The organism is Brevundimonas sp. TWP2-3-4b2 (assembly GCF_049897345.1).
In the GTDB taxonomy this organism is placed as follows: Bacteria; Pseudomonadota; Alphaproteobacteria; order Caulobacterales; family Caulobacteraceae; genus Brevundimonas.
This window is the reverse complement of record NZ_JAFCWB010000009.1, coordinates 22930-49804: the sequence shown is the minus strand read 5'-3', so window position 1 is coordinate 49804 and position 26875 is coordinate 22930. Positions and strand designations below refer to the sequence as shown.

General features: G+C 67.7%; 27 protein-coding genes, 1 tRNA gene and 1 other RNA gene. 15 read left to right on the top strand and 14 right to left on the bottom strand.

Annotation, left to right across the window (positions count from 1 at the left end):
• Positions 1-525: 525 nt before the first annotated feature.
• The 3 genes from argB to dapD are packed head-to-tail and all read left to right on the top strand — an operon-like array spanning position 526 to position 3001.
• The gene (gene argB, locus ACP7AS_RS12835; RefSeq protein ID WP_426029253.1) at positions 526-1452 is read left to right on the top strand and encodes an acetylglutamate kinase; all 927 of its coding nucleotides are present in this window, start codon (positions 526-528) and stop codon (positions 1450-1452) included.
• The gene (locus ACP7AS_RS12830; protein ID WP_426029252.1) at positions 1449-2141 is read left to right on the top strand and encodes a pyrimidine 5'-nucleotidase; all 693 of its coding nucleotides are present in this window, start codon (positions 1449-1451) and stop codon (positions 2139-2141) included. Before argB ends, ACP7AS_RS12830 begins: the two co-directional genes overlap by 4 nt.
• The gene (gene dapD, locus ACP7AS_RS12825; protein WP_426029251.1) at positions 2141-3001 is read left to right on the top strand and encodes a 2,3,4,5-tetrahydropyridine-2,6-dicarboxylate N-succinyltransferase; all 861 of its coding nucleotides are present in this window, start codon (positions 2141-2143) and stop codon (positions 2999-3001) included. Before ACP7AS_RS12830 ends, dapD begins: the two co-directional genes overlap by 1 nt.
• On the opposite strand, the gene ACP7AS_RS12820 is transcribed toward dapD, so the two are convergent.
• Entirely contained in the window at positions 3002-4228 is a 1227-nt protein-coding gene (locus ACP7AS_RS12820) for a PQQ-dependent sugar dehydrogenase (protein ID WP_426029250.1), read from the bottom strand. It lies immediately after the preceding gene.
• Positions 4229-4412: 184 nt separating this feature from the next.
• Between ACP7AS_RS12820 and ACP7AS_RS12815 the strand changes: the two genes are divergently transcribed.
• From ACP7AS_RS12815 to aguB, 4 genes are all read left to right on the top strand, one after another.
• Positions 4413-4489: transfer RNA gene (locus tag ACP7AS_RS12815), tRNA-Met, on the top strand.
• Between the two features lie 215 nt (positions 4490-4704).
• Positions 4705-7446 (top strand): TonB-dependent receptor, encoded by a 2742-nt coding sequence (locus tag ACP7AS_RS12810; protein WP_426029249.1) that lies wholly within the window; start codon positions 4705-4707, stop codon positions 7444-7446.
• A gap of 146 nt (positions 7447-7592) precedes the next feature.
• On the top strand, positions 7593-8597 hold the full coding sequence (locus ACP7AS_RS12805) for an agmatine deiminase family protein (protein ID WP_426029248.1): 1005 nt from the start codon (positions 7593-7595) through the stop codon (positions 8595-8597).
• A complete protein-coding gene (gene aguB, locus ACP7AS_RS12800) occupies positions 8597-9466 on the top strand; it encodes an N-carbamoylputrescine amidase (protein ID WP_426029247.1) in 870 nt (289 codons plus the stop codon). Before ACP7AS_RS12805 ends, aguB begins: the two co-directional genes overlap by 1 nt.
• Here aguB and ACP7AS_RS12795 read toward each other — a convergent pair.
• The 5 genes from ACP7AS_RS12795 to ACP7AS_RS12775 form a co-directional block, all read right to left on the bottom strand.
• Positions 9433-10212: a PA-phosphatase gene (locus ACP7AS_RS12795; protein ID WP_426029246.1), complete on the bottom strand. Its 780-nt coding sequence runs from the start codon at positions 10210-10212 to the stop codon at positions 9433-9435. The two genes, aguB and ACP7AS_RS12795, sit on opposite strands and share 34 nt — an antisense overlap.
• Entirely contained in the window at positions 10209-10706 is a 498-nt protein-coding gene (locus tag ACP7AS_RS12790; protein ID WP_426029245.1) for a hypothetical protein, read from the bottom strand. The genes ACP7AS_RS12795 and ACP7AS_RS12790 overlap by 4 nt, the downstream gene beginning before the upstream one ends.
• A 108-nt stretch (positions 10707-10814) precedes the next feature.
• Positions 10815-11165 (bottom strand): ribonuclease, encoded by a 351-nt coding sequence (locus ACP7AS_RS12785; protein WP_426029244.1) that lies wholly within the window; start codon positions 11163-11165, stop codon positions 10815-10817.
• 109 nt (positions 11166-11274) lie between these two features.
• Entirely contained in the window at positions 11275-12327 is a 1053-nt protein-coding gene (locus tag ACP7AS_RS12780; protein ID WP_426029243.1) for a 1,9-bis(guanidino)-5-aza-nonane synthase, read from the bottom strand.
• Positions 12328-12426: 99 nt separating this feature from the next.
• Positions 12427-13692: a type III PLP-dependent enzyme gene (locus ACP7AS_RS12775; RefSeq protein WP_426029242.1), complete on the bottom strand. Its 1266-nt coding sequence runs from the start codon at positions 13690-13692 to the stop codon at positions 12427-12429.
• A gap of 420 nt (positions 13693-14112) precedes the next feature.
• Between ACP7AS_RS12775 and phnC the strand changes: the two genes are divergently transcribed.
• Genes phnC through phnE form a run of 3 tightly spaced genes read left to right on the top strand, consistent with a single transcriptional unit; the run spans position 14113 to position 16717 of the window.
• Positions 14113-14910 carry a phosphonate ABC transporter ATP-binding protein gene (gene phnC / locus ACP7AS_RS12770; protein WP_426029241.1) on the top strand — a complete coding sequence of 266 codons (798 nt, stop codon included), beginning with the start codon at positions 14113-14115 and terminating at the stop codon, positions 14908-14910.
• Entirely contained in the window at positions 14907-15902 is a 996-nt protein-coding gene (phnD, locus tag ACP7AS_RS12765) for a phosphate/phosphite/phosphonate ABC transporter substrate-binding protein (RefSeq protein WP_426029240.1), read from the top strand. Before phnC ends, phnD begins: the two co-directional genes overlap by 4 nt.
• Positions 15899-16717 (top strand): phosphonate ABC transporter, permease protein PhnE, encoded by an 819-nt coding sequence (phnE, locus tag ACP7AS_RS12760; RefSeq protein WP_426029239.1) that lies wholly within the window; start codon positions 15899-15901, stop codon positions 16715-16717. The genes phnD and phnE overlap by 4 nt, the downstream gene beginning before the upstream one ends.
• Positions 16718-16790: 73 nt before the next feature.
• Here phnE and thrS read toward each other — a convergent pair whose 3' ends face one another.
• The 4 genes from thrS to ACP7AS_RS12740 are packed head-to-tail and all read right to left on the bottom strand — an operon-like array spanning position 16791 to position 20329.
• Positions 16791-18716, bottom strand: coding sequence for a threonine--tRNA ligase (gene thrS / locus ACP7AS_RS12755; RefSeq protein WP_426029238.1), 1926 nt, complete (start codon positions 18714-18716; stop codon positions 16791-16793).
• Complete coding sequence (gene yidD / locus ACP7AS_RS12750) at positions 18713-18964, bottom strand: membrane protein insertion efficiency factor YidD (RefSeq protein ID WP_426029237.1); 252 nt, start codon at positions 18962-18964, stop codon at positions 18713-18715. Before yidD ends, thrS begins: the two co-directional genes overlap by 4 nt.
• 43 nt (positions 18965-19007) lie before the next feature.
• On the bottom strand, positions 19008-19478 hold the full coding sequence (locus tag ACP7AS_RS12745; RefSeq protein ID WP_426029236.1) for an iron-sulfur cluster assembly scaffold protein: 471 nt from the start codon (positions 19476-19478) through the stop codon (positions 19008-19010).
• A 17-nt stretch (positions 19479-19495) separates the two neighbouring features.
• On the bottom strand, positions 19496-20329 hold the full coding sequence (locus ACP7AS_RS12740) for a tetratricopeptide repeat protein (RefSeq protein ID WP_426029235.1): 834 nt from the start codon (positions 20327-20329) through the stop codon (positions 19496-19498).
• A gap of 93 nt (positions 20330-20422) precedes the next feature.
• Here ACP7AS_RS12740 and ACP7AS_RS12735 point away from each other — a divergent pair, with 93 nt between their 5' ends.
• Positions 20423-21808, top strand: a complete 1386-nt coding sequence (locus ACP7AS_RS12735; protein WP_426029234.1) for a leucyl aminopeptidase family protein — start codon at positions 20423-20425, stop codon at positions 21806-21808.
• On the opposite strand, the gene ACP7AS_RS12730 is transcribed toward ACP7AS_RS12735, so the two are convergent.
• A complete protein-coding gene (locus ACP7AS_RS12730; RefSeq protein ID WP_426029233.1) occupies positions 21772-22275 on the bottom strand; it encodes a hypothetical protein in 504 nt (167 codons plus the stop codon). The two genes, ACP7AS_RS12735 and ACP7AS_RS12730, sit on opposite strands and share 37 nt — an antisense overlap.
• 135 nt (positions 22276-22410) lie before the next feature.
• Between ACP7AS_RS12730 and ACP7AS_RS12725 the strand changes: the two genes are divergently transcribed.
• Positions 22411-23190: an NlpC/P60 family protein gene (locus ACP7AS_RS12725; RefSeq protein WP_426029232.1), complete on the top strand. Its 780-nt coding sequence runs from the start codon at positions 22411-22413 to the stop codon at positions 23188-23190.
• A 67-nt stretch (positions 23191-23257) separates the two neighbouring features.
• Here the strand turns inward: ACP7AS_RS12725 and ACP7AS_RS12720 are convergent, their stop codons facing one another.
• The gene (locus ACP7AS_RS12720; protein WP_426029231.1) at positions 23258-23932 is read right to left on the bottom strand and encodes a c-type cytochrome; all 675 of its coding nucleotides are present in this window, start codon (positions 23930-23932) and stop codon (positions 23258-23260) included.
• A gap of 158 nt (positions 23933-24090) precedes the next feature.
• On the opposite strand from ACP7AS_RS12720, the gene ACP7AS_RS12715 reads away from it, so the two are divergent.
• Positions 24091-24843 carry a 3-deoxy-manno-octulosonate cytidylyltransferase gene (locus ACP7AS_RS12715; protein ID WP_426029230.1) on the top strand — a complete coding sequence of 251 codons (753 nt, stop codon included), beginning with the start codon at positions 24091-24093 and terminating at the stop codon, positions 24841-24843.
• On the opposite strand, the gene ACP7AS_RS12710 is transcribed toward ACP7AS_RS12715, so the two are convergent.
• A complete protein-coding gene (locus ACP7AS_RS12710) occupies positions 24840-25202 on the bottom strand; it encodes a four helix bundle protein (protein WP_426029229.1) in 363 nt (120 codons plus the stop codon). The genes ACP7AS_RS12715 and ACP7AS_RS12710 overlap by 4 nt on opposite strands.
• Before the next feature lie 93 nt (positions 25203-25295).
• A complete protein-coding gene (gene nudC, locus ACP7AS_RS12705; protein ID WP_426029228.1) occupies positions 25296-26225 on the bottom strand; it encodes an NAD(+) diphosphatase in 930 nt (309 codons plus the stop codon).
• Between the two features lie 56 nt (positions 26226-26281).
• On the opposite strand from nudC, the gene ffs reads away from it, so the two are divergent.
• An RNA gene (ffs, locus tag ACP7AS_RS12700) (signal recognition particle sRNA small type) lies at positions 26282-26375 on the top strand.
• Positions 26376-26488: 113 nt separating this feature from the next.
• Entirely contained in the window at positions 26489-26869 is a 381-nt protein-coding gene (locus tag ACP7AS_RS12695; protein ID WP_426029227.1) for a DUF3597 domain-containing protein, read from the top strand.
• Positions 26870-26875 lie beyond the last annotated feature (6 nt).

The window sequence follows — 26875 nt, the reverse complement described above, 5'->3', positions numbered from 1 at the left end:
GTTCGGCTCAGCCGCCGCAGCGCCGGCTGACAGGGCCAGAGCCCCGACCGCGCTGGTGGCCATGATGAAAGTTTTTACGCGCATGGGTGGATGCCCTCCGCAGCCCAAGTGAATTTTGTGACGGCGATAGTAACCGCCGCTGAGGTCTCTTAACAGCCTCATTCGCAGAGGTCGAGATGGTCCCGCCGATAACCGGCCAGCGTGGCCATATAGCTACAAGTCGGAAAATCTGCGCAATTCAAGGCAGACGTGCGCGGCAGGGTTCAGCCGCCCCCGGTCCTGCCGGTCGCCCTGCCCGACCCCTCGCAGACGGCGCAGGTCTCTCCGGAGGCTGTCGCTCCCGTGCCCTGACACTCTGGACACAGCGTCGGATCCGGGTTCTGCAGCGACGCGGGGTCTCCCGGGCTGGACGGCGTCAGGTCACGGTCGTCAATGTCATGCGGGTTCATGCCGGTTGAAACGGTGCGGCGGCCATCCGGTTTCATGATGACAGCGGGCGGCCTTGGCTTTACGGACCCGCTCATCATGGACGAGACCGAACGCCAATCCGAGGACAGGGGCTGGGACACGGCAAAGACGCTGGCCGAGGCCCTGCCCTACATCCAGATCTATGACCGCAAGACGGTGGTGATCAAATACGGCGGTCACGCCATGGGCGAGAGCGCTGTGGCCAAACAGTTCGCCGCCGACGTCGTGCTGTTGAAACTGATGGGGGTCAACCCGGTCGTCGTCCACGGCGGCGGGCCTCAGATCAGCGCCATGCTGGACAAGGCGGGCGTGAGGTCCAGCTTCGTCGACGGGCTGCGTGTGACCGACGCCGACACCATGCAGGTGGCCGAGATGGTCCTGTCCGGGGCGGTCAACAAGGAAATCGCCCACTGGATCACCATGGCCGGGCGTGAAGCCGACGTCCGCGGCATCGGCCTGTCCGGCAAGGACGCGGGCCTGCTGACGGTCGAGAAGACCAAGCGGACCCGGCGTGATCCCGACAGTATGATTGAGCACGAGGTCGATCTGGGTCTGGTCGGCGAGCCGACGAAGGTCGATCCCAAGCTGATCGTGCGGCTGCTCGAATCCGACGCGGACTGGGTGCCGGTGATCGCGCCCATCGGCGTGGCCGAGGACGGCCAGACGTTCAACGTCAACGCCGATACGGTGGCCGGGGCCCTGGCGGGATCGCTCAAGGCCAAGCGGATGCTGCTGCTGACCGACGTCGCGGGGGTCAAGGGCGCGGACGGCCAGATCATCCGCCAGATGACCGTGGGCGAGGCCTCGAAGCTGATCGACGACGGCGTCGCCACCGGCGGCATGATCCCCAAGCTTCAGACCGCGATGGCGGCCGTGCGCGACGGGGTCGAGGCGGTGGTCATCCTGGACGGCCGTCGGCCCCATGCCATGCTGGTCGAGCTGTTCACCGAGCACGGGGCCGGCACCCTGGTGAAGGCGGAATGACCGCCGAGCCGCTGCGGGCGACCGGACCGGGGGCCGATCTGCGCCATATCCGCAGCTGGATCTTCGATCTGGACGACACCCTGTATCCGCCCGAGAGCCAGTTCATGCGGCTGATCCAGGGGCGCATCAACGACTATGTGGTGCGCACCTCCGGCCTGCCAGCGGACGAGGCGCTGGTGGTCCAGAAGGGTTATCTGAAAGACTATGGTACCTCGCTGGCCGGGTTGATGGCCCACCACCGGATCGACCCCCACGACTTCCTGGCCGAGGTGCATGACGTGCCGCTGGACGTGCTGACGCCGGACCCCGGCCTGCGCGCCGCCCTGGAGCGGCTGGACGGGCCGCGCATCGTCTTCACCAACGGTTCGACGGCCCATGCCCGCCGCGTGATCGAGCGCTTGGAGCTGGTCGATCTGTTCGACGGCCTGTTCTCGCTCGAAGACGCCGACCTGATTCCCAAGCCCGATCCGCGCACCTTTGCCCGCATGACCGAACGGTTCGGGATCGCCCCGGCCTCGGCCGCCTTCTTTGAGGATACGGTGCGCAATCTTGAACCGGCCCACGCCATCGGTATGACGACGGTTCTGGTCGGTGCGCGCGCCGTCGGTACCGATACACCCTTCGTCGATCACAGGGCCGCCTCGCTGGCCCCCTTCCTCGCCACCGCCCGCCTGCCCGGAGACGCCTGATGCTGGATCGCGTGCACCTTGAAACCGCCATCGAAGCCGCCTGGGAGGACCGGGCCGATCTCTCGGTCTCGACCCACGGCGATGTCCGCAAGGCGGTCGAACAGGCCCTGGCGCTGCTGGACTCGGGCGAGGCCCGGGTGGCCTCGCGCGGATCGGACGGAGTCTGGACCACGCATCAGTGGCTGAAGAAGGCGGTCCTGCTTTCGTTCCGCCTCAATCCGAACGTGCGCATGGGCGCGCCGGTCGGGGCGACGATGGGGGTCACCGATCCGAGCCCCGGCCCCTACTGGGACAAGGTCCCCGTCAAATGGGCGCACTGGACCGAGACCGATTTCGAGCGGGCGGGCTTCCGCGCGGTGCCGGGAGCCGTGGCGCGGCAGGGAGCCTTCATCGGCCGCAACGTTGTGCTGATGCCCAGCTTCGTGAACATCGGGGCCTATGTGGACGAGGGCGCGATGGTCGACGCCTGGGCCACGGTCGGCTCCTGCGCCCAGATCGGCAAGAATGTGCACCTGTCAGGCGGGGCCGGCATCGGCGGGGTGCTGGAGCCGCTGCAGGCCAATCCGACCATCATCGAGGACGGCTGTTTCATCGGCGCCCGAGCCGAGGTGGCCGAGGGCGTGATCGTGCGCGAGGGTGCCGTCCTGGCCATGGGCGTCTATCTGTCGGCCTCGACGCGCATCGTCGACCGGGCGACCGGCGAGGTCTTCCGCGGCGAGGTCCCGGCGTATTCGGTGGTGGTGCCGGGCGCTGTGCCCGACCCGAAGGGCGGGCCGTCGCTCTATTGCGCCGTCATCGTCAAGAAGGTGGACGCCCAGACGCGGGCCAAGACGGGCGTGAACGAACTGCTGCGGGACTGATCAGCGGGTCGCCAGCCGCACCAGCTTGCCGTTCTGTTCGTCGGTGATGGCCCAGACCGCGCCGTCGGGACCGACCGCCACGTCGCGGACGCGCTCGCCGAGGTCGGTCAGCAGCCGTTCCTCGCCGACGACCCGGTTCCCCTCGATCACCAGCCGGGCGATGTGCTTGTCCTTCAGGATGGCGACCAGCAGATTGCCGCGCCAGCCGGGGAACATGGCACCGTCGTAGAGCGTCATGCCGCCGGGCGCGATCGAGGGGTCCCAGTAGTGTACGGGCTGTTCGGTGCCTTCACGGGCCGTGTCACCGGCATTGATCGGTGTTCCACGGTACTCGATGCCATAGGCGACGTCCGGCCAGCCGTAGTTGAGCCCCGACCGGTCCAGATTGATCTCGTCGCCGCCGCGCGTGCCGTGTTCGACGGTCCAGACGGCTCCGTCGGCGGCGATGGCTATGCCCTGGACGTTGCGGTGACCCAGCGACCAGATCTCCGGCAGGGCACCGGCGCGGCCGACGAAGGGATTGTCGGCGGGAACCGAGCCGTCGGCATTGATGCGGATGGTCTTGCCCATGTGCGAACCGAGGTCCTGGGCCTGGGGCCGCATCGGCGAGTCGGAGCGTTCGCCGAGGGTGATGAACAGGTGGCCCGCGCCGTCAAAGGCCAGGGACGAACCGAAATGCTTGTCGCCGTTATAGGTCGGCAGGGCGTGGAACAGGACCTGCACGCCCTCGACCCGGCTCCCGTCATCGGACAGACGGCCCCGCGCCACGGCCGTGGCGTTGCCCCCCTCGCGCGGTTCCGCATAGCTCCAGTAGATCAGCCGGTCGCGGGCGAAGGTCGGGCCGACCGCGACGTCCAGCAGGCCGCCCTGACCGCGGGCATCGACGGCGGGCAGGCCCGCGACCGCCTCACCGGCCGCGCCCTCCGGGGTGATGATGCGCAAACGGCCGGGCCGCTCGGTGACCAGCCAGCGACCATCCGGCAGCAGGGCCAGGCCCCATGGGTGCTCCAGCCCGGAGGCCACGACGCTGTGGGCCATGGCTGTCCGGGTGCGCACGCCGGGCGCGCGGGTCTGACCGGCGAAGGCGGGCTGCTGGCTGGTGCCGTTGGCGGGACGGGTTTCCAGCGCTGCACCGGGCGATGCCGGGGCGGCGTCCTGTCCATTGGCCCCGCAGGCGGCGAACAGGGTTGCGACGGCGACCGTGGCGGCGAGAGGGAGCAGGCGCATGGGAAATCCCCTGAATGGCACATCGAACAAACAGCCCGGCCAGCCTAGCCGCTCCAGTCCTGCCCCGTCATCTTCCATCGCGCCGCACCCGTCGTTTGATCGACTTGAATCCGCCGGCGCCCGCCTATATACGCACGCCTCTTCCGGCGGACAGACCAGTTCCCGCCGGGACTCGAGCAATCGGGGCTGGGTAGCTCAGCTGGTTAGAGCGGTGGATTCATAACCCACAGGTCGGCGGTTCGAGCCCGCCTCCAGCCACCACTCCCCGCATCCGTGCCGGGGCCGCTCGACCCGTCTTCTCCACAGCGAAACGACCCACAGAACTGTGTCTCCCGTGTCACCCGCGCGGGCTGTCATATCACTGTCACACGAATGTCGTCCCACTTTCCGATGGCACGCCTAGAGGGGGCGGGATTTCCATCGGCTACCGCCGGTCGCAGGGCGCACGCGCCCATCTTCATCGAGGACAGATGACAATGACGAACCGCAAACGCGTGTTCTGGGCCACCACGGCCCTCTTCAGCGGCCTTCTGGTCGCCGGTGCCGCCTCGGCCCAGTCTTCGGGCACGGTCGCGACCGAAGGTGCCACAGAACTGGACACCGTGGTCGTCACGGGTTCGCGCTCGCCGGCCATCACCGGCATCATCGCCCAGACGGTCCCCAAGACCCGCTCCAGCATCGGCCAGGAGTTCATCTCGACCCAGACGTCGGGCCAGACGATCCTTCAGAGCCTGAACCTGGTCCCCGGCCTGAATTTCGTGAACAGCGATCCCTACGGCAACTCGGGCGGTAACATCCGTCTGCGCGGCTTTGACGGCAACCGCGTCTCGCTGACCTTCGACGGCATGCCGCTGAACGACACCGGCAACTACGCGGTGTTCACCAACCAGCAGCTCGACGCGGAACTGATCCAGCGCGCCTCGGTCAACCAGGGCACGACTGACGTCGACAGCCCAACCGCCTCGGCCACCGGCGGCACCATCTCCTTCCTCTCGGCGCGTCCGCTGGAAGAAGCCGGCGTGCAGGTCAATTCGTCGATCGGCGAGAACAACTACGGCCGCGTCTTCCTGCGCGCCGACACCGGTGCCTTCGGCCCCTGGGGCACGACGGCGTTCGTTGCGGCCTCTTACACCAACTACGACAAGTTCCGCGGACCGGGCGAACTGGAAAAGACCCAGTTCAACGGCAAGGTCTATCAGGACCTCGGCGGCGACGGGAATTTCGCCAGCCTGGCGGGACACTACAACCGCAACCGCAACGCGGCCTTCTTCAACAACTACACCCTGGCGAACTTCGCCTCGGGCGTTGAGCCGCTCGAGAACGACATCACCTGCTTCCGTCCCCTCGGTGCCAACGGCACGGTCCAGGACGAGAACACCCAGTCCTCGCGGATCCTGTCCGATGGTTCGACCATCGCCGGCAACTGCACGAGCGCCATCGCAAACCGCATCAACCCCTCCGATACCGGCAACATCCGGGGCCAGTTCAGCTATGCGCTGACGGACAACCTGCGCTTCACCTTCGACCCGTCCTACCAGTACGTCCTGGCGACGGGCGGCACGACCACCAGCCTGCTGAACGAGCGTGACGACCGACTGGACCAGAACCGCCTGAACAACAACAGCACGACCGGCCTCAACCTGCTTACCGGCACGACCGGCGTCGGCGCATTGACGCCCATACAACAGTGCGCGCTGCCGCTGTTCAACACCACCGGCCGCGACCTGAACGGCGACGGCGACACCTGCGACAACGTTCACGTCTATGCACCGTCGGTGACCAACACCAATCGCTACGGCATCAACTCGTCGCTGATCTGGGACCTGAACGACAGCAACCGCATTCGCGCCGCCTATTCGCTCGACTACGGCCGTCACCGCCAGACCGGCGAGGGCTCGTTCATGAGCCGCAACGCCGATCCGGTTGATCCGTTCAGCACCTTCAACGCGCCGGATTCGGCTGTTACCGGCCGCGATGGTTCGACCTACCGGTTCCGTGACCGTTTCTCGATCGCCGAGCTGCAGCAGTTCGCCGTCGAGTATATCGGCGACTTCTTCAACGACTCGCTGACCGTGAACGTCGGCGTGCGTGCACCCCGGTTCACCCGCGACCTGAACCAGTACTGCTTCTCGCAGAACGGCACCTCGACGGTTCGCTGCACGACCGAAACCCCGGCCTCGACGCTGGCCAGCGGCAACGTGACCTTCGCCTCGACCGGCACGACCCAGTTCATTCCGCCCTACCAGGCCCAGCTGAAGTTCGACGACATCCTGCCGAACGTCGGTGCCGTCTACCGCTTCGGCGAAGGTCACAGCGTCTACGCCAGCTATGCCGAGGGTCTGTCGGTGCCGCGGACGGACAACCTGTACCAACCCGTGCGGAACGTGACGGACAACTCGATCGACTTCTCGACCGTGCAGCCGGAATCGACCAAGGCCTATGACCTGGGCTATCGCTTCCGCGACTCGCGCCTGATCGTCCAGGCCGCCGTCTGGTATATCGAGTTCGAGAACCGCATCGTCAGCTCGCGTGACGGTGCCCAGTTCCTTGACGATGGCGTCACCCCCAACCCGACGTTCGACCTCATCATCGATCGCAACGTGGGTTCCGTGAAGCAGCAGGGCTTCGACGGCCAGGTCGGCTACATCTTCTCCGACAGCTTCGCCCTGAACCTTTCGGCGTCGTATAACGAGAGCGAGCTCCAGGAAAACCTGTTCCTTGGCAACTTCAGCTGCACCAACCTGACCCAGGTCGCCCTCTCGACCCCGGCCTGCCCGACCTCTCCCGCGGCTCCCCTGCTGATCCCGACCTTCCTGTCGACCAAGGGCAAGACGTTGGTCGAGACCCCGGACTGGACCTTCTCGGCCCGCGGCGACTGGGACGTGACCGAGGATCTGTCGGTCGGCCTGCAAGCCAAATACGTGGGCGAACGCTTCGCAACGGACGTCAACGACGAAGTCTCGGACTCCTACGTCGTCGCCGATCTGGACGTTCGTTATGACCTGACCGATCGCTTCGGCATCCGTGGGGCCTATGTCCAGGTCAACATCAACAACCTGTTCGACGAAGAGTATCTGGGCAACATCTCGACCGGCAACAACGGCCTTGCCTCGTCGATCAGCCCGGATGCCCGCGTGCCGCTTCGGGGCGGTGCCGCACGGACCTATTCGATCGGTTCGCCGCGTACCGCGCAGATCACCCTGGGCATGAAGTTCTAGACCTTTACGCCTGACGCCACGACGAACGAGGGCGGCCTGTTTACAGGCCGCCCTTTTTCCATGGGCCGTCCCCGGTGCCCATGCGTTGAAGTCGGACCCTGCGCCCCCTATCTGGCGCGATCGGTCATTCGCCGATACGAGGCCCCATGAACCACGCACCCATCCCCGCCGAATGGTCCCCGCACCGCGCGATGTGGGTCGGCTGGCCCAGCCATGCCGAGCTCTGGGAAGACAACCTCGAACCGGCGCAGGCCGAGGTCGAGGCCCTGGTCCGCGCCCTGGCCGGCCCCGGTCGCGAGACCGTCAGGCTGATGGTCGGCAAGCCCGAAACTCTGGACGACGCCCGGGCCCGTTTCGCCGGGGTCGCCAATGTCGAGATCGTCGACGGCCGGTTCGGTGACATCTGGCTGCGCGACACCGGGCCGATCTTTGGTGCCGGCTCGGCCACGGCCGCCGCCTTCCGTTTCAACGGCTGGGGCGGAAAGTATGAACTGGAGCACGACGACACCGTCGCCGGCCAGATCGGCGCGGCCTCCGGCGTTCCGCTGGAGCGGCACGATTTCATCCTCGAAGGCGGGGCTCTCGACCACGACGGACAGGGCACGATCCTGACCACCCGCCAGTGCCTGCTGAACCCCAACCGCAATCCCGGCTGGACCGAGGTAACGGCCGAGGCTGCGCTGGCCGGTGCCCTCGGCGCGAAGAAGGTCCTGTGGCTGGGCGATGGACTGCTGAACGACCACACCGACGGCCACGTCGACAACCTGGCCCGGTTCGTCGCCCCGGGCGTCGTCGCCTGTCCGGTGGCATGGGGCCGGGGCGATCCGAACGACCACGTCTTCGACACCGTGGCGCGGTCGCTGTCAGAGATGACGGACGCCACCGGTGCCCCGATCCGTTTGCTGCGCCTGCCCTCGCCCGGCTTTGTCGGCGACGGGGACGAAAAGCCCGTGCCGGCCAGCCACATGAATTTCCTCATCGCCAACGGGGCCGTCATCCTGCCCACCTATGGCGACGACCGTGCCGCCGATCTGGCCTGTCAGGGTCTGGCCACGGTCTTCCCGGACCGCGAGATCATCCTGCTGCCGTCCATCGCCATCCTGTCCGGCGGCGGATCGTTCCACTGTATCACCCAGCAGGAGCCGGCGTGATGACCCGCACCCTTACCGTCGCCGCCCTCCAGACCTCCTATGGCGAGGACCTGCAGGCCAATATCGACAAGACGATCGACCTGGTCCGTCAGGCCGCCGGCAAGGGCGCGCAGGTGATCCTGCCGTCAGAGCTGTTCCAGGGCCCCTATTTCTGCGTCAGTCAGGAAGAGAAATGGTTCGCCACCGCTTATCCTTGGCGTGAACATCCTTGCGTGATCGCGCTGCAGCCGGTCGCCGCCGAACTGGGCGTCGCCATTCCCGTCTCGATCTTCGAGCGCGAGGGGCCGCACTATTTCAACTCGATGGTCATGCTGGACGCCGACGGCCGGGCGCTGGGCGTCTATCGCAAGAGCCACATCCCGGACGGCCCGGGCTATCAGGAAAAATACTATTTCCGGCCCGGTGATACGGGCTTCAAGGTCTGGGACACGCGGCACGGCCGCATCGGCGTCGGCATCTGCTGGGACCAGTGGTACCCCGAAACCGCCCGCGCCATGATGCTGCAGGGGGCCGAGGTGCTGTTCTATCCGACCGCCATCGGTTCGGAGCCGCACGACAAGGAACTGGACACCGCCGAGCCCTGGCGCCGTGCCATGCAGGGGCACGCCGTCTCCAACGTGGTCCCGGTCGTCGGTGCCAACCGGACGGGGCACGAGCAGGTCACCGAGGCGGGCCAGGTCTTCTACGGCTCATCCTTCATCGCTGACCATCGCGGCGATCTGGTCGAGAGCTTCGGTCGCGATGACGAGGGGGCCCTGGTCCACACCTTCGACCTCGACTACGTCGACCGGCACCGGGCCGCCTGGGGCTTTTTCCGCGACCGGCGCACCGACCTCTACGGCTCGCTGGTCGCGCCGCGTCCCGCCTGACCCAGAGCCCGTCGTTCGGCGGCGCAGCCGGGATTGGACAGGCCCTCCGCCCGGGCGGCGGCGACCTCCGCGCGCGCGGCCTCCAGGTCGGCGGCAAAGGCCGCTGACCGGGCCCCGGCCGCGAACAGCCGCTGGCCCAGCACGGCCCCGTCCGTGACATCCCCCGGCCAGTTCATGCGGCAGACCACGCGGCTCAGGCCGATCTCGCGTCCGATCCGGCGCGCGCCCTCGGCCCGGTCAGGCGCGAGGGCCGCGAACAGGTCTCCATAGGCCGACCCCACCACCGCGGCACCCGCCGGCCATGAGGGTGTGTCGCGGACGGCGTCATTGACCCGCACGCAGGGCTGCAGCCCCGCGCTGGCCTTGATCGGACGCGGACGGGGGGCCGTTTCCGCCAGGATACGCGTCAGGCTGTCGGCGTCGGTCAGCAGCCGGTTCATCAGCCGGGTCAGCGCCGGGCGCGGAGCCCCTGCCAGCCTTGTCCCCAGGACGCAATCGAAATGCTGGGCGGCTTCCGGCGGTCTCAGCTCCGCATGGGCGGTGGCCAGCCACCAGCGGTCCGTTCCCGATGGCTCCGGAAAGGCACCGGCGGGATCCCACGGTGCCGGCGCGGGCGCGGCGTCCGCCAGCGACCGGATCGAGGCCGCGTCAAGATACCCCGGGGCCGCGGCGATGGGCGCGGGCGCGCCGGCCGAGGCGCAGGCACCCACCAGCAGACAGGCCGCCAGCGCCGCCCCCTGGTTCACTTGCCGGTGGTCCAGTCCAGCTGCACGCTGGTCGTTCCGCCGTCCACCGGGGTGGCGACGACGCGCAGCAACTTGCCGCTGTTGTCCTCGGCCGCGGCCCCATAGGCCCGGGCGTCGCCCTGGTTCATGGCCATGACCGAGGACAGGCCGGCGGTCTCTGCGGTCTTGCGATAGTAGGCGATCACTGCGTCGGGCGAGGATGCCGTGGTGAAACTGACGATGCCGCCGGGGCCAGCGGGACCCTGGGCGACGGTGGCGGGCCCCGTCGGGGTCCCGCCCGGATAGATGACGGCGAATGCCGGCGCGCCGGTCGCGGCGGGCCGGGCGGCGACCGCGGGTGGTTCCGGGGAGGCTGACGCGGCGACGGGGGCCGCGCCTGCCGCAGCGTCGGCCGCGGCGTCATCGGCGGCCGCGGACTCCGGCGCGGGGCTTTGGCCACAACCCGCCACCGCCAGGGCCGCCGTCAATCCGGCGGCCGCAAACATGCGCTTCATCCCGTATCGTCCTTGAAAAGACTGTGTTGATTGCTCGCACCGTGACCCAAGCGTGCGGCGGCGGCAAGGCGGGTTCGCGCCCTTGCCAAGGCGCGGATGCCGCAGCCGTCAGCCGGACGCGGCGTCGGCCTCGCCGCGTCCACCGTCGACGGGTTCGCCTTCGGGGCCGGTCGAATCCGCGCCGGTGTTTTTGATCGGGCTCGGGTCGGCTGTCGACGGCGATTGAGGATCGGCGGAGGCCATGCCCTCGCTGGCCAGCATTTCGTCGATGGCCGCCTGATCGGGATCGTCGTCCGACCCGGTTGAGGCGCCGCCCTGCAACGATCCGGCGCGGGTGTCCGAGCCCATGCCCGAGCCCGACAGCGCTCTGCCCAAGGCATCGGGTTTGCGACCCGGATCAGGTTTCTCTCCCATATCCTCGGCCTCGCGGGCGTCGGGGGTCTGGTTCTCGTCTGTCATGGCGGAGCTCCTTCGCCACAGGAAGCGGCCGGGTGCCCTGCCGGTTCCCGAACGAAAAGAGCCGGGATCGAAATCCCGGCTCTCGTGGTCGCTTCAGATCTGACGCGGCCTATTTGCCGAACAGCTTGTTCCAGCGGCGCTTGTCCCGGTTCTTCCATGCCCCGCGGTGGAAGGCGTCGGAACCGATCAGCGGCACCACGGTGGTGGCTTCGGCGAAGACCATCTGTTCGTGCGTGGTCTGGACCTTGCCCCACGACGCCGCCTCCTTGAGCGTCGAGGACGAGCAGGCCCCGTCGCGCACATCGGCGACCGTGATCTGGACCGCATAGCGGTGCATCTCGGCCTCGACGCCGAGGATCTCGGCGCAGACGACGGTGTCCTGGGCAAAGTTCTTCGGCACGCCGCCGCCGACCATGAACAGGCCCGTGACGCCTGCTGCGATCTTGACGTCGGTCAGTTCGCGGAAGTCCGCGACCGCGTCGATCATCAGATACGGCTTGCCCTCGGCGATCCGCTCCTTCTGGTGCTTGACCAGACCGAAGCCGGCCGAGGAGTCGACGAAGGCCGGGCAGAAGATCGGCACGCCTTCTTCATAGGCGGTCTGGATCAGCGAACCGGGCTTCTTCGCATTCCCCTCGCTCAGCCATTTGCCCATCTCCCAGATGAACTCGCGCGAGGAATAGCCGCGCGGTTCCAGCCGGTTGCAGATCTCCAGGATGGTGTGGTCGCAGGCCTGAAGCTCTTCCTCGTCGATATAGGTGTCGTAGATCCGGTCGATGTAGTTTTCGCGCAGGACGTTGTCGTCCACCTCGCCCGCGGCCTGGTAGTGTTTGAAGCCCAGGGCCTCGAAGAAATCCATGTCGACGATCGAGGCACCGGTGGCGACCACGGCGTCGATCATGCCGAACTTCACCATGTCGCGGTACACATGCATGCAGCCGCCGGCCGAGGTCGAGCCGGCCAGGATCAGCCACGGCGAGCAGTCCGCATCCTCGATGGCCATGTTGAAGATGTCGGCGGCCCGGGCCGTGTCGCGGCTCGAGAACGACATCTTGCGCATGGCGTCGATGATCGGACGCGCGTCGAAGGACGTGATGTCCACGTGCTCCACGGTGTTCTGGAGCAGCTGGGCCTTCTGGTTGGTCTGAACGGGAGCGTTCATTGCAAGGGTTTCCCTTTGGTTTGAGCGCCCGTCGTCAAAGAAAACAGCGGCCCGGACGGAGCGACGGGCCGCTGCTGATTACAACGCGAAAGCGACGGTTTAGCGCCGCTGCTTTTTCCGCTGGCCGGCCTTGCCCTTGGGACGGGACAGGCGAACGACCTTGCGGGCGGTCTCTTCCGCCGTGGTGCGCACGGTCGGAATGGACCGCGGGGCCAGGCCGTAGAGCGAGGCCATCGGCGCGTCCCCGACCATGGCGAGGTCGTGCTCGCCATAGCCGTTGAAGCCGGTGGACATGGCGACACCATAGGCGCCGAGCATGCCGATCTCGATGAAGTCGCCTTCCTGCACATCGGCCGGCAGCCAGAACGGGCCGGGCATGTGGTCGATGGAGTCGCAGGTCGGTCCGTAGAAGCGGAACGGCTTCAGGTCGGCCGATGCATCTCCGTCCCGGACCAGCTTGGTCGGGAAGGGCCAGCGCGAATGGGTCGCGTCGAACAGCGAGCCGTACGAACCGTCGTTCAGATACAGGGCGTCACCCTTGCGCAGGTCGACCCGGCACAGCACCGACGAGCTTTCGGCCACCAGCGCCCGGCCGGGTTCGCACCACAGTTCGGTGGTGTGTGTGACCGGCATCTCGGCGAAGCCGCGGTGGATGGCGTCGGCGTATTCGCTCATGTCCGGCGGCACCATGCCCGGATAGACCGAGGGGAAGCCGCCGCCGACATCGACGATATCGACGATCACGCCGGCGCGGCTGATCGCACGGCCGACCTGGGCCATGGCGGCCTCATAGGCGGACGGACGCATGCACTGCGAACCGACGTGGAAACAGACACCCATCAGCCCGTCGACCACCGCCTGGCGCGTGGCCAGCAGCAGGGACGGGGCCTGATCCGGCGAGACGCCGAACTTGCCCGACAGCGAATAGGCGGCACCATCGGCCGAGACCGTCATGCGGACCAGCAGGTTCAGGTCGGTCGCATTGCCGGTGGCGTCGAGGATCTTCTGCAACTCGTCATGGCTGTCCAGCGAGAAGGTGCGGACGCCGTGATCGAAATAGGCGCGGGTGATCGCGCCCCGGCTCTTGACCGGATGCATGAAGGCCAGTCGCGCGCCTGCGCTGACCGAACGGACCAGTTCGATCTCTGACAACGATGCGACGTCGAACGCAGTCACGCCCGCCTCGACCAGGGTCTCGATGACCCAGCGCGAGGGATTGGCCTTCACAGCATAGAAGACGTCGGCCTTTAGATTATCCTGGAACCAGCGCGCCGCTACGGAAACTGAACGCGGCCGCACGAGTGCGACGGGACGTTCAGGGGACCGCTCGCGGACCAGGTCCAGGGGAAATGGATACGTGCGCAATTCACGTAAACCCCTGTAATTGTTGAACCCAGCCGGCGTTAGCAGCGCATAGTGTCAGACCACGGGGTCCGCCGGAAGCCGCGATGTAGGGTCACGCGACTGTCATGTAAAGCGGTTTTTTTCGGGCAGTCATTGAGTTTGCAGGAGATTCGTCAGGGTGCTGAACGACCGGCGCGCGGGCCCTCTTCCCCGCGCCCCGGACCGGCCTGCACGGTCGGACCGCGCCCGGGGCTTTCCCCTTTGTGCGTGAGGGCGGAGCGGAGGGCTCTGGCGGCGGCTGGCCGGGCGACGGCACCGACGCGCCGGTGCGGCTCTGATGCTGTTCCGCTGGACGAAAACCTCGCGGACGTGTCATTAAGACTTGCCTCGCGGGCCTGATCGGGCCATGCGGCGCGCCCTTGCAACCGCTTCAGCGTGTCCATGACCTCTGCCACAGCCGCCGTCGCGTCCGTGAGGGACGTGTCCAAGACTTTCGGCGCTCGAAAGGCCCTGAACGGCGTGTCCGTCGAGGTCGGGGCCGGAGAAATGGTGGCCCTCATCGGCCCGTCCGGGTCCGGGAAGTCGACGCTGCTGCGGTCGATCACCGGCCTGCAGACCATTGATCCCGGAAAGGGCGTGATCACCGTCTTCGGCGAAACCGTCCAGAAGAACGGCCGCACGACCGGCGCGACCCGCGCCGCGCGCCAGAAGCTGGGCATGATCTTCCAGCAGTTCAATCTGGTGGGCCGGCTGTCCCTGTTCTCCAACGTCATGCTGGGTGCACTCGGGCGGCTGCCGGGCTGGCAAGGCTTCCTCGGTGCCTGGCCCAAGGCCGACAAGCAGCGGGCCATGGCGGCCCTGCACCGCGTCGGCGTGTCCGACTATGCCGCCCAGCGCGCCAACACCCTGTCCGGCGGCCAGCAGCAGCGGGGTGCCATCGCCCGGGCCCTCGTGCAGGGCGCCCAGGCCATCCTCGCCGATGAGCCCGTCGCGTCGCTGGATCCGGTCTCCGCGCGCAAGGTGATGGAACTGCTGGTCGAGCTGAACAAGCGCGATGGACTCGGCGTCATCGTCACCCTGCACCAGGTCGACTATGCCATCCGCTACTGCGACCGGGTGATCGCCCTGAAAGCCGGCCAGATCGTCTACGACGGACCGGCGACCGGCCTCGACACAAAGCAGCTTATCGATATCTACGGTCCCGAGTTCGAGGACGCGTTCTGGGAAACCAAGGCATGACCGTCACCCGCCGTCTCGGCCTGATCGCCGCCACTGCCGCCGCCATCCTCGGCCTCGCCGCCTGTGGAGGCGGGGACGACAAGTCCTCGGCCTCACCGACCGAACTGACCTTCTCGATCCTGTCGGCGGAAGGCCAGGCCTCGGCCGGCCCGCTGTGGCAGCCGCTGCTGGACGACATGTCCAAGGCCATCGGCGTGCCGGTGAAACCCTATTTCGGCTCGAACTATACCGTCCTGGTCGAGGCCATGCGCGGCAACCAGACCCAGGTCGCCTGGTTCTCCGCCAAGCCCGCGGTCGAGGCCATCGACCGCGCCAACGCCGAGGTCATCGCCCGCACGGTCAACAAGGAAGGGCTGGACAGCTATCGCTCGACCCTGATCGTCCGCGCCGGCTCGGGCATCACGCTTGAGCAGGTTCTGGCCTGCGGCAAGCGCTTTGACTTCGGCATCGGCGATGCGCAGTCGACCTCGGGCACGCTCGCCCCGATGGCCTTCCTGTTCAATCCCCGCAACATCGTTCCGGCCCAGTGCTTCAAGACCGTTCGCTCGGCCAACCACCAGTCCAACGCCTTCTCGGTGGCTTCGGGCGTGCTGGATGTGGCGACGTCGAACACCGTCAACACCGTCTTCATGACCAAGCAGAATCCGCAGGTCGCCGCCCAGATCCAGGACATCTGGCAATCGCCTCCGATCCCCGAGAGTGGCATTCTGGTGCGTGAGGATCTGGACCCTGTGCTCAAGGAAAAGATCCGCAGCTTCTTCCTGACCTATGGCCAGGGCGAGGGTGTCGAGGCGGACCGCCAGCGTCAGGTGCTGTCGGGCCTCGAATATTCCCGCTTCAACGCCGCCGATGACGGCTATCTGAACCCCATCCGCGAAATGGTCGCCGACCAGAAGCTGAACGAGGCCAAGGCCAAGGGCGATACCGCCGCGGCCGCGACCGCCGAGCGTGAACTGCAGCGCCTGCGCAGCCTGCGCGAGGTCCAGCCTTGACCGACGGCACCGTCCCACCGGCCGCGACCGCGATCCCGAAGCCGCCGTCCAAGCCGCTCGGCTCGTGGCTGCTGGATCTGCTGATCTGGGGCGGCGTCGCCGCCGTGCTGATCTACAGCGTCAAGGCCGTGGATCTGGCCAACATCACCAAGCTGTTCACCAATTCCGAAGCGACGCAGAATTTCGCCCGGGAGCTGCTGAAGCCCGATTTCACCGACTGGCGGATCTTTGTCGCCAAGATGTGGGAGACGGTGCAGATCGCTCTGTGGGGCACGTTCCTGGCCGTTTTCGCCGCCATTCCGATGGGTCTGGCCGCCGCCCGCAACATCGCGCCCGTATGGGTCGTCACGCCCGTCCGCTGGCTGATGAACATGCTGCGGTCCATCCCCGATCTGGTGATCGGGCTGCTGTTCGTCGTCGCCGTCGGCCTGGGCCCGCTGCCCGGCGTGCTCGCCATCGCCCTGAACACCGCCGGGGTTCTGGCCAAGCTGTTCTCGGAGGCCGTCGAGTCGATCGACAAGGGCCCGGTCGAGGGCGTGCGCGCCACGGGCGCGTCAAAGCTGCATGAGATCGTCTGGGGCGTAATCCCGCAGGTGGCACCGCTGTGGACCTCCTTCGCCCTGTACCGTTTCGAGTCCAACAGCCGCTCGGCCACCGTGCTGGGCCTGATCGGGGCGGGCGGTATTGGTCAGGTGCTGTTCGACCGCATGAACGCCTTCGATTTCCGCGACGTCTCGGCGATCGTCATCGTGGTCGTGGTCGCCGTGACCCTGATCGACATGCTGTCCCAGGCGATGCGCAAGCGGCTGTTGTAACCGTCGCTTGACCACCCATTGAAAAGCCCGCCACCGCGATCACGATGGCGGGCTTTTTGTTTCCCGGACCGGATCAGGCCGGCCGCAGATCCGGCGGTGTGGCCTCTTCCGTCAGGATGCGGATGGCCTCGTCCAGCGTCACCACCTCTTGGGCCTGTGAGCCCAGGCGGCGGATGGCGACGGTGCGCTGTTCGGCCTCGTTCTTGCCGACCACGGCGATGACCGGGACCTTGCCGACCGAGTGTTCGCGGACCTTGTAGCCGACCTTTTCGTTGCGCAGGTCCAGCTCGGTCCGCAGGCCGGCGGCCTTGAACCTCGCCTGCACCTCGCGGGCATAGTCGTCGGCCTCGGAGACGATGGTCGCCACCACGGCCTGGGTCGGGGCCAGCCAGAGCGGGAAGGCCCCGGCGTAGTTCTCGATCATGATGCCGATGAACCGCTCGAACGACCCCAGGATGGCCCGGTGCAGCATGACCGGCCTGTGCTTCTGGCCGTCCTCGCCGATGTATTCGGCGTTCAGACGCTCGGGCAGCACATAGTCGAGCTGCAGCGTGCCGCAGGTCCAGGTCCGGCCGATGGCATCCTTGACGATGAAGTCCAGCTTGGGCGCGTAGAAGGCCCCGTCGCCCTCGGCGATGACCGGATTGACCCCGGCCAGGCGGGCGGCCTCGCCCAGCATGGCCTCGGCCTTGTCCCAGAACTCGTCAGAGCCGGCGCGCACCTCGGGCCGCGTGGCCAGGGCGATCTCGTGCGTGGTCATGCCCAGATCGGCGTGGATGATCTGGGTCAGGCGGATGAACCGTTCCGTCTCCTCGACGATCTGGTCCTCGCGGCAGAAGATGTGGGCGTCGTCCTGGGTGAAGCCGCGCACCCGCATCAGGCCGTGCAGGGCCCCCGACGGCTCGTAGCGGTGGCAGGCCCCGAACTCGGCCATGCGCAGCGGCAGTTCGCGATAGGACCGCTGGCCCTGATCGAAGATCTGGACGTGACCCGGACAGTTCATCGGCTTGAGGCTGAGGGTCTCGCCTTCGACCGTCTCGCAGACGAACATATTGGGCCGGTATTTCTCCCAGTGGCCCGACTTCTCCCAGAATGTCCGGTCCAGCACCTGGGGCGTCTTGACCTCGACATAGCCGGCGGCGTCCAGACGGCGGCGCATATAGGCTTCGAGCACGCGCCACAGCTCCCAGCCCTTGGGATGCCAGAAGACCATGCCCCGGCCTTCCTCCTGCATGTGGAACAGGCCCATGGCCTTGCCGATCTTGCGGTGGTCGCGCTTCTCGGCCTCCTCGACGCGCAGCAGATACGCGTCCAGATCCTCCTTCGAGGCCCAAGCCGTGGCATAGATGCGCTGCAGCTGCGGATTGCGGTGGTCGCCGCGCCAGTAGGCCCCGGCCAGCTTGGTCAGTTTGAAGGCCTTGCCGACGAATTTGGTCGAGGGGAAATGCGGCCCCCGGCACAGATCGACCCACGTCCCCGTCCGATAGGTGGTGATGGTCTCCGTCCCCGGCAGATCGCGGATCAGCTCGGCCTTGAAGGTTTCACCCTTGCCTTCGAACAGGGCGATGGCGGCATCGCGTTCCCAGACCTCGCGGACCAGCTTCTCGTCGCGGTCGACAATCTCGGCCATCTTCTTCTCGATGGCGGCGAAGTCGTCGGTCGAGAACGGCTCCTCGCGGAAGAAGTCGTAGTAGAAGCCGTCCTCGATGGCCGGGCCGATGGTCACTTGGGTACCGGGGAACAGCTCCTGCACCGCCTGGGCCAGCACGTGGGCGGCGTCGTGGCGGATGGTCTCCAGCGCCTCGGGATCGTCGCGCATGATCAGTTTGAAGTCGCCTGAACCGCCCAAGGGGCGATCCAGGTCGCGCTGTTCGCCGTTCAGGGCGACCAGCGCCGCGCGCTTGGCCAGCGACGGCGAGATGGAGGCGGCCACGTCACGGCCCGTGGCGTCATCGGGATACTGGCGCGCGGCACCGTCGGGGAATTTGAGATCGATCATGTCTTCGTCTTTACAGGCGGCGGAACCGGGTCGTAGCCCGACTGGCCGAAGGGTTGGCATTTGCAGAGGCGTCTGACCGTCAGCCATCCCCCCTTGATCGGTCCATGCTGGATCAGCGCGTCCCGGCCATAGTCGGAACAGGTCGGCAGGAACCGGCATTGCTGCCCGATCAGGGGCGACAGCGTCAGCTTGTAGCCGCGATGGGCCAGCCGAACGCCGCGTTCATAGAGATTTTCGCCGGAAGCCATGTCGCCGCGCTTATCCCCCGCAATGGCTGAAGGGGCAACGGGCCTAGGCCGCACCGGCGAGGCTAGTTCGTGTATCGGGGCTTTTGCGAGCCAGAGCCTGCCGCATCGCATCCACCGTCGCCTCGATCGCGACCATGGTCGACGCATGGCGGGCCGGATAGTCGGCCACCTGTTTCAGGGCGCGCAGACCCTCGAAACGGCCTGTCGGACCTTCGCCGCCAAGTTTCAGCATGGCGGACATGGCGTCACGGGCGACGACGATCTCGTCCAGCGACGCGCCGATGACAGTCTCGCCGAGCACGCCCGCCGCCGCCTGGCCGAGGGCGCAGGCCTTCACATCCTGGGCGAACGTCAGAACCCGGCCGGCGTCGTCAAGCGTCACATCCACGGTCGCCTTCGACCCGCACAGTCTGGCGATCCGTTCGCCGGTGCCCTCAGGCGCAGCCAGCCGTCCGCTGTGCGGCAGATTGGCCGCCAGCTTGAGGATGCGCGCGCTGTAGAGCTCGTCGATCATGGTCCGAATATAGGTGATCAGCCGCCCTGGAGCGAGCCCCAGGTCCGGGCCTGATCGACGCCGGTGCTGTTGGCCCGGTCCCGCAGCCATTGCAGATTGGCGTCGGCGGCCTCGGGCGGCAGGTCGCGGCGCAGGATCTGTTCCGCCTCGGCCATCTTGCCGGTCAGACCCAGCGCCATGGCCAGGTTCAGCCGCACCTTCAGGGACGCGCCGGGCTGGGCAGCGGCGCGGCGCAACAGGGGCTCGGCGGTGGCGGCATCGCCCTGGGTCATGGCCGACATGGCCATATTGGTCAGGACGGCGGGGTTGTCGGGCGAGATCGCCAGGGCCTGGGCCCAGACCGCTCGGGCGTCGTCGGGCCGGCGGACCTGCTCATAGGCCGTTCCCAGCAACGACCAGACTTGCCAGTCGCCCGGCCGCGCGGTGCGGGCCTGTTCCAGGGCGGCGACCCCGTAGAAGGCCTGACCCCGCGCCAGATGGGCGCGACCCACCTCCAGCATGGCGTCGACGTTTCCGGGCTGGATCACCAGCACGCCCTGGGCGGTCTCGGCGGCCTGATCGTAACGGCCCAGGTCGCGCAGCGCCTGCGCCGCCCTGACCCCGGCGACGGGGTCGCGCGGATCGATGTCCGCCTGATCCGTCCAGAACACCGACCGGCTCAGGGCGTCCGATCGGTCATAGGCCGCGCGCACCTCGGCGCTGGCGGGCTGGCGCGGCGTGGCGGCGACCGGCGGCTGGGCGGAAGCCGGCGTCCGGGCGTTGGCCTGCGCCGTGACCGGTTCGGCCAGGGCCGATCCGGCGGCGGCCGAAAACAGGACGAGGATTGCGATAGAGGCGGTCGTGCGCGACATGGAGGCGCTCCGGAAGGTTCGAGGGCCAGACTCGGCTCTTCGCGTCAATCCTTGGTTAAGATCGGCCGCCGCCGGCCGGAAAGGCCGTCGTCCATGTCCGCTCTGCACCCCGACCTGCTGACCACCGAGACGGAAGGGGCCATTCCCGTGCGGTTCGTCGGGCCCGCGGGCCGGATCGACGAGTCGACGCGCGGCTGGGCCGATGCCAATGGCTTCAAGGGCAAGCCCGGCCAGATTCTGGTCGCGCCGGACGGCCGCGGCGGGATCGCCGCGGTGCTGGTGGGGGCGGGCGAGACCTTCGATCCCATGTCGGTGCGGGCCCTGCCGGCCAGATTGCCGCCGGGCCTCTATCGTCTGGAGGCGGAACCGGAAGATGCCCGCAAGGCCGCCCTGGCCTTCGTGCTGGGGACCTATGTCTTCGACCGCTACAAGCCCCGCCCCGACCGCGACAAGGTGCGGCTGGTGGCCCCCGAGGGCCTCGATCTCGTGGCGACCCTGCGAATCGCCTCGGCCTGCGCCCTCGCGCGCGAGATGGTGGATACGCCCGCCGCCGACATGGGGCCCCTGCAGATCGAGACCATCGCCCGCGAGATCGCAGCAGATTCCGGAGCCACGATCTCGGTAGTCACCGGCGACGCCCTGCTGGAGGAAAACTACCCCGCTGTCCACGCCGTCGGCCGCGCCGCCGCGGCCCATCGCGCGCCCCGGGTCATCGAGATCGGCTGGAACCTGGACCGCGCCGACCTGCCGCTGGTCGCCCTGGTTGGCAAGGGGGTGGTCTTCGATTCCGGTGGCCTCGACATCAAGCCCGCCGCCGGCATGCGCAACATGAAGAAGGACATGGGCGGATCCGCCCATGCGCTCGCCCTCGGCCGGCTGGTCATGCAGGCGGACCTGCCCGTGCGCCTGGTCGTGCTGGTGGCCGCCGTCGAAAATGCCATCTCGGCCGACGCCTTCCGGCCCGGGGACATTCTGAACAGTCGCAAGGGTCTGACCATCGAGATCGGCAACACCGACGCCGAGGGCCGGCTGATCCTGGCCGATGTCCTGACCCGCGCGAGCGAGCACAGTCCCGACCTGACGCTCGACTTCGCCACCCTGACCGGGGCCGCCCGGGTGGCCCTGGGGCCGGAACTGCCGCCGCTCTATACCGACGACGAGGCCCTGGCCGCTGACTTGCTGGAGGCCGCCCGCGCCGTCGGCGACCCGCTGTGGCGGATGCCGCTGTGGCCTGGCTATCGCGCGGCGCTGGAGACCGAGATCGCCGATCTGCGCAACGACTCGGCTGCCTGGGCCCAGGCCGGTTCGGTGACCGCCGCCCTGTTCCTGCAACGGTTCGCGCCCACCACCGGAGCCTGGGCCCATATGGACATCTTCGCTTGGAATTCGCGGGCGCGTCCTGGCTGGCCCGAGGGCGGCGAGGCGCAGGCGTTGCGGGCCTGCTATGCCATGCTGAAGGCGCGGTATCCGACGGGTTGATGCACCCATCCCGGTCCGTCGTCATCGACGGCCTTGCCCGGCGGACGTGATCCGGGGCGGCGCGGTCGCCGCACCCGTGCGCCCCGACGCCTGAGGAAGAGGACGATCTCGCCGGACAGGGCCGAGACCCGCGCTCGCGCCACCCTCAGTCCGTTCGCGCCCAGCACGGCTCCGGCGATCAGCAGGGCGTCGATGAAGACGCCCACGTCGAACACCGCGAACCAGACCAAAAGATCTGGAAGCATCAATCCGAACAGGCGCAGGCCGTCCGCCTTGAACAGCAACGCCAGCGTGAGCCCCGCGGCCGCCAGCAGGACGAAGAAAACTATCTTGCCCCGCCGGAGGCGATTGAGTGCACGGGCGGGGGTCTCGACCAGCCCGCGTCTCAGGGCCCGGCCAGGCGCGCTGTCCGGGGACGCCAGCATCACGGCCAACGCCAACGTCACCAGCCCGAGAATGATAAGCATCTGCCGCTCCGCGATCGCGAAGGTCTGAACTGGGCCTTCACGGGCTTGTTTCAAGATATGCGTCGGTCGGTCCGCCATTAACGGGACTTTCGCCTTCGTGCGGCAGGATGCTTCCTCAATCGGACGAGCCCACGTTTGACCGCAGCTGCCGCCAGCCTTGATCCCCGCACCACCCTCGCCCGGCCCGATCTGGCCGAGCAGGCGCTGGAGGGGATTGTTCGCGCCTCCGCCTTCCGCGCGGTGCGGGCGATGCATTGCGCAATTCCGGTCGCCGACATCCACGCCGAGGCTACGGCCGGCGAGCATCCTGTCGACCAGTTGATCTTCGGCGAGGCCTTCGACGTGCTCGACACGCGCGGCGACCGGGTCTGGGGCCGGGCGCGCCGGGACGGCGTCGTCGGCTGGATCGAAGTCTCCGCCCTGGCCGAGGGCGCACCGCTCCCGACCCACTGTATCGATACGGTTGACGCCGCCCTGCCGCTGAATGCCCTGGTCGTCGGCACGCAGGCGGGCGTGGCCGCGATCGGCACCTTCGCCGTCGACGCCGTGGCCCTCGCCCAGCGGTTCGTGGGCGCGCCGCATCGCCTCGGCGGCCGGACGCCGCAGGGCACCGATTGTTGCGGCCTGGTCCAGCAGGTTCTCTACGCCTGCGGCCGTGCCGCGCCGCGCTATTCGGACCAGCAGGCAGAGCTAGGGGTCGGCGTCCCGATCTCGGAGGCGCGCCGCGGCGATCTGGTCGTCTGGCTTTCTCCGGGCGAGGGGCCCTGGAACGGTCATGCCGCCCTCATGCTGGATCCGGATCACGTTCTGCACGCCACCGGCCATCACGGCGCCGTGGTCATCGAAGCCTTCGCCGAGGCCGACGCCCGGCATCGCGGAACCGACGGCGCGACCCCCGTCATTCGACGATTCTGACAACCAAAGAAAAAGGCGGTCCGAAGACCGCCTTTTCCATTCATCCCAGGTCGATGACCGTCAGATATCAGGCCGGCGGCGCGGCAGGCGTGGCCGCCGCGGCGGGATCAGCCGCAACGGCGGCGGCATCGGCGGCGGGGGCCGCGCCCTCGGCCGGAGCCGCCGCAGGGGCAGCGCCGGGCTGGCGGGCGGGATCGGGTGCCGGGATGGCCATGCCGCCCGACCCCTGGCTGCGCAGATAGGCGATCAGATTGGTGCGGGTGGCGGTGTCACGAATGCCGGCGAACGACATCTTGGTGCCCGGTACGTACTTGCCGGGGTTGGTCAGGAACTGATCCATCTCGTCATAGCCCCATGCGGGTGCCACGCCCTTGTGGGCGGCCATGCCCTCGGAATAGGCGAAGCCAGCCGCGTGCATGACCGGACCACCGACCACGCCGTACAGGTTCGGACCGATACCATTGGCCCCGCCGGCGACGTTGTTGTGGCAGGCCTGGCAGCGCGCGAAGGCGGCCTCTCCGGCCGCGAGATCGGCGGCCGGAAGCAGGGTACCCCAGTCGGGCGGCAGCACGACCTCGGCGGGCCCGGCAGCGGCTTCTTCCGGCGCGTCAACGAAATAGCCCATCTTTTCAGGGGCCTCGCTGTGATAGATTGCGCCGGTCACCAGCGGCAGGCCGATGATGACCAGGGCGGTCGCCAAGCCGGCACCCAGAATCTTGTTGAACTTCAGATCGCCGCTCATGCGCGTCGTCTCACTTTTTCATTGGCCGTAACGGGGTGGCCGACCGGATCACCGGCAGGCCAATTCTTGCGTGGTGGTCTTCTACACGCTAGCGCGGCCTTCGCAACCGGCGGAAGGTCGCCGGAGCGTCGCACCCCCAACCTGCTCCAGGACCGAACGTGAATCCTCTGATCCTGATCCCCGCGCGCATGGCCGCGACCCGCCTGCCCGACAAGCCGCTGGCGGACATCGGCGGCAAGCCGATGATCGTGCGGGCCTATGAGCAGGCGGCGCTGTCGGGCCTTCCGGTCGCCGTGGCGGCGGGGGACCGGGACATCGTCGCGGCGATCGAAGCGATCGGTGGCGTGGCCGTCCTGACTGATCCAGACCTGCCGTCCGGGTCCGACCGTATCCGCGCCGCCCTCGAAGTCCTTGATCCCGACGGCCGACATGACGCCATCATCAACCTGCAGGGCGACATGCCGTTCGCCGATCCCGGGCTGGCCACGGCCTGCGCCGCCCTGCTGCACGGCGAGCCGGCCTGCGACATCGCCACCCTGATCGCGCCCGAGGCCGACGCCTCTGACCGGACCAATCCCGATGTGGTCAAGGCGGTCGTCGCCCTGTCCGACGGTCAGCACCACGGCCGCGCCCTTTATTTCACCCGCTCGACCCTGTTCGGCGATGCGCCGGTCTGGCGACACATCGGCCTGTACGGCTACCGCCGCGCCGCGCTCGAACGCTTCTGCGCCGCCACGCCGTCGCCCCTCGAGCGCCGCGAGAAGCTGGAACAGCTGCGCGCGCTGGAAATGGGCCTTCAGATCTGGGCCGCGGTCATCGCAGAAGCCCCGCTGTCGGTCGACAATCCGGATGATCTGGCGGCGGCGCGGGCGCTGGCCGGGGGGCATGAGGGAATAGGGATTAGGGATTAGGGATTAGGGGTGAGCTTGGCTCGAAGTGCGTTGAGCATCCGCCCAACCTCCTCGGCTTGGACCATCAGGTGGTCAACATCGTCTTGTGGGGCGAGACCCAAGCGTTTGATGATCACCAGAAACGTCTCCAGTTCGGCGGCTGAGCCCCGGGCGATGCTGACGAAGTGGGCGTAGTCCCGTCGCGTGCCTCTGGCATTACCTTCAGCGATATTGGCCGGAATGGAGGCCGAGCAGCGGATGATCTGCCCGGACAGCCGATAAATCTCTTCCTTCGGCATCTTGCGGGTGAGCTCGTAGACCTGACAGGCGAGATCGAGCCCCTTACGCCAGACGGTCAATTCTCGATGGGATCGGGTCATCGTCTCCCCCTTCGAAGGCGATCAATCATAACGTGAAATAAATTCACGCGATAGGAGAATGAACCTAATTCCCAATCCCTAATTCCTAATCCCTCACTCGACCTCAAACCCGTCCACCCACGCCTGCAGCAGGGTCCGGGCGATGGCGAATTTCGGCGGTGGTTTGATCGCGGGATGCGTCCCCGCCAGACAGGCCCGCGCCTCGTCCCGGGTCAGCCAGGCCACGGCCTCCAGCTCGGTCTGGTCCGGATGGGCGTCCATACTGTCGACCTCGGCGATCAGGCCGATCATCAGCTGCGACGGAAACGGCCACGGCTGGCTGGAGTGATAGCGCACCGCCGTCACCGTCAGCCCCGCCTCCTCGGCGATCTCGCGGGCACAGGCCTCCTCGATGCTCTCACCGGGCTCCAGAAACCCCGCCAGTGCCGACATCCGCCCCTCGGGCCAGGCCGCCTGACGCCCCAGCAGGCAGATCGGCTCGGCCCCGCCCCTGAACACCGGCAGCATGATGGTCACGGGATCGACGCGCGGAAAATGCTCGACGCCGCAGGCCGGACAGACCCGTTTCCAGCCGCCGCAGGCATTCTGGCTCTCGGTCCCGCAACTGGCACAGAAGCCGTGACGCCGCCGCCAGTCGAACAACGACTTGGCTGCCCCCGCCATGGCCGCGTCGGCGCCCGACAACAGGGCCGCCGCCTCGCGCATTTCATGAAACGCGCCCAGCCCGGCCAGCGGTCCCGCTGCCGGATCGGCGGAGCCCTCGACCTCGACCGCGAAGCACGGTGCCCCCTTCCACAGACCAAGGAACAGCTCGCGGTCCGGGACCACCGCCCGCGCATGGGTCAGCGCCAGCCAGGCCAGCCGGGGCTCGGCCCCCTCAAGCAGCGGTCGACCCTCCCACAGGACCATGGCCACGGCATCGGGGCTCGCGGCCTGTTCGGCCAGCCAGTCGGGATCGTTGCGAAGATCACCGGCCCGATCGAGCGGATTGCCGGCGAAGGTGTTGAGGGCGGGGAGGGCCATGGCCGTCATCTAGCAAGCGACGGCTTGCATCCGCGAGCCAGAATCGTCATATCGACCTCGGAGATCGCGGGCGAAGGTTTCGCCAATCTGGTCAGGGCCGGAAGGCAGCAGCCACAACGAATTCCCCTTCGGGTCGCGATCTCCACTTCCTTTCCTTGTTGCCGCTAACGCATGCGACGCGGTCGCTCGCTGCTTGAGCGCGAGCGTGCGGAACCGTCGCGTTCGCTATTCGCTGTGCAGGCTCACCCCCTTCAGGAGCGGACATGAGCATTCTCGGCAACATCCTCGGCAAGATCTTCAAGCGACGCGAAACCGCGACCCCGACCGCCGCTCCGGCCCCCACGGCCGCGCCGACCACAACCACGACGGCGCTCGCGCCCGCGGTCGAACCCGTCGATGTCGACGGCATCCTCGACTTCATGAACGACCAGCGCGACCAGAAGCTGAACTGGCGCACCTCGATCGTCGATCTGATGAAGCTGACCGGCATGGAGTCCACCCTGGCCGAGCGCAAGGAACTGGCCGGTGAGCTGGGCTATTCCGGCGACACCTCCGACACCGCCTCGATGAACATCTGGCTGCACAAGCAGGTCATCGCCCGCATCCGGGCCGACGGCGGCCAGATCCGCGACCTGACCGACTGATCCACG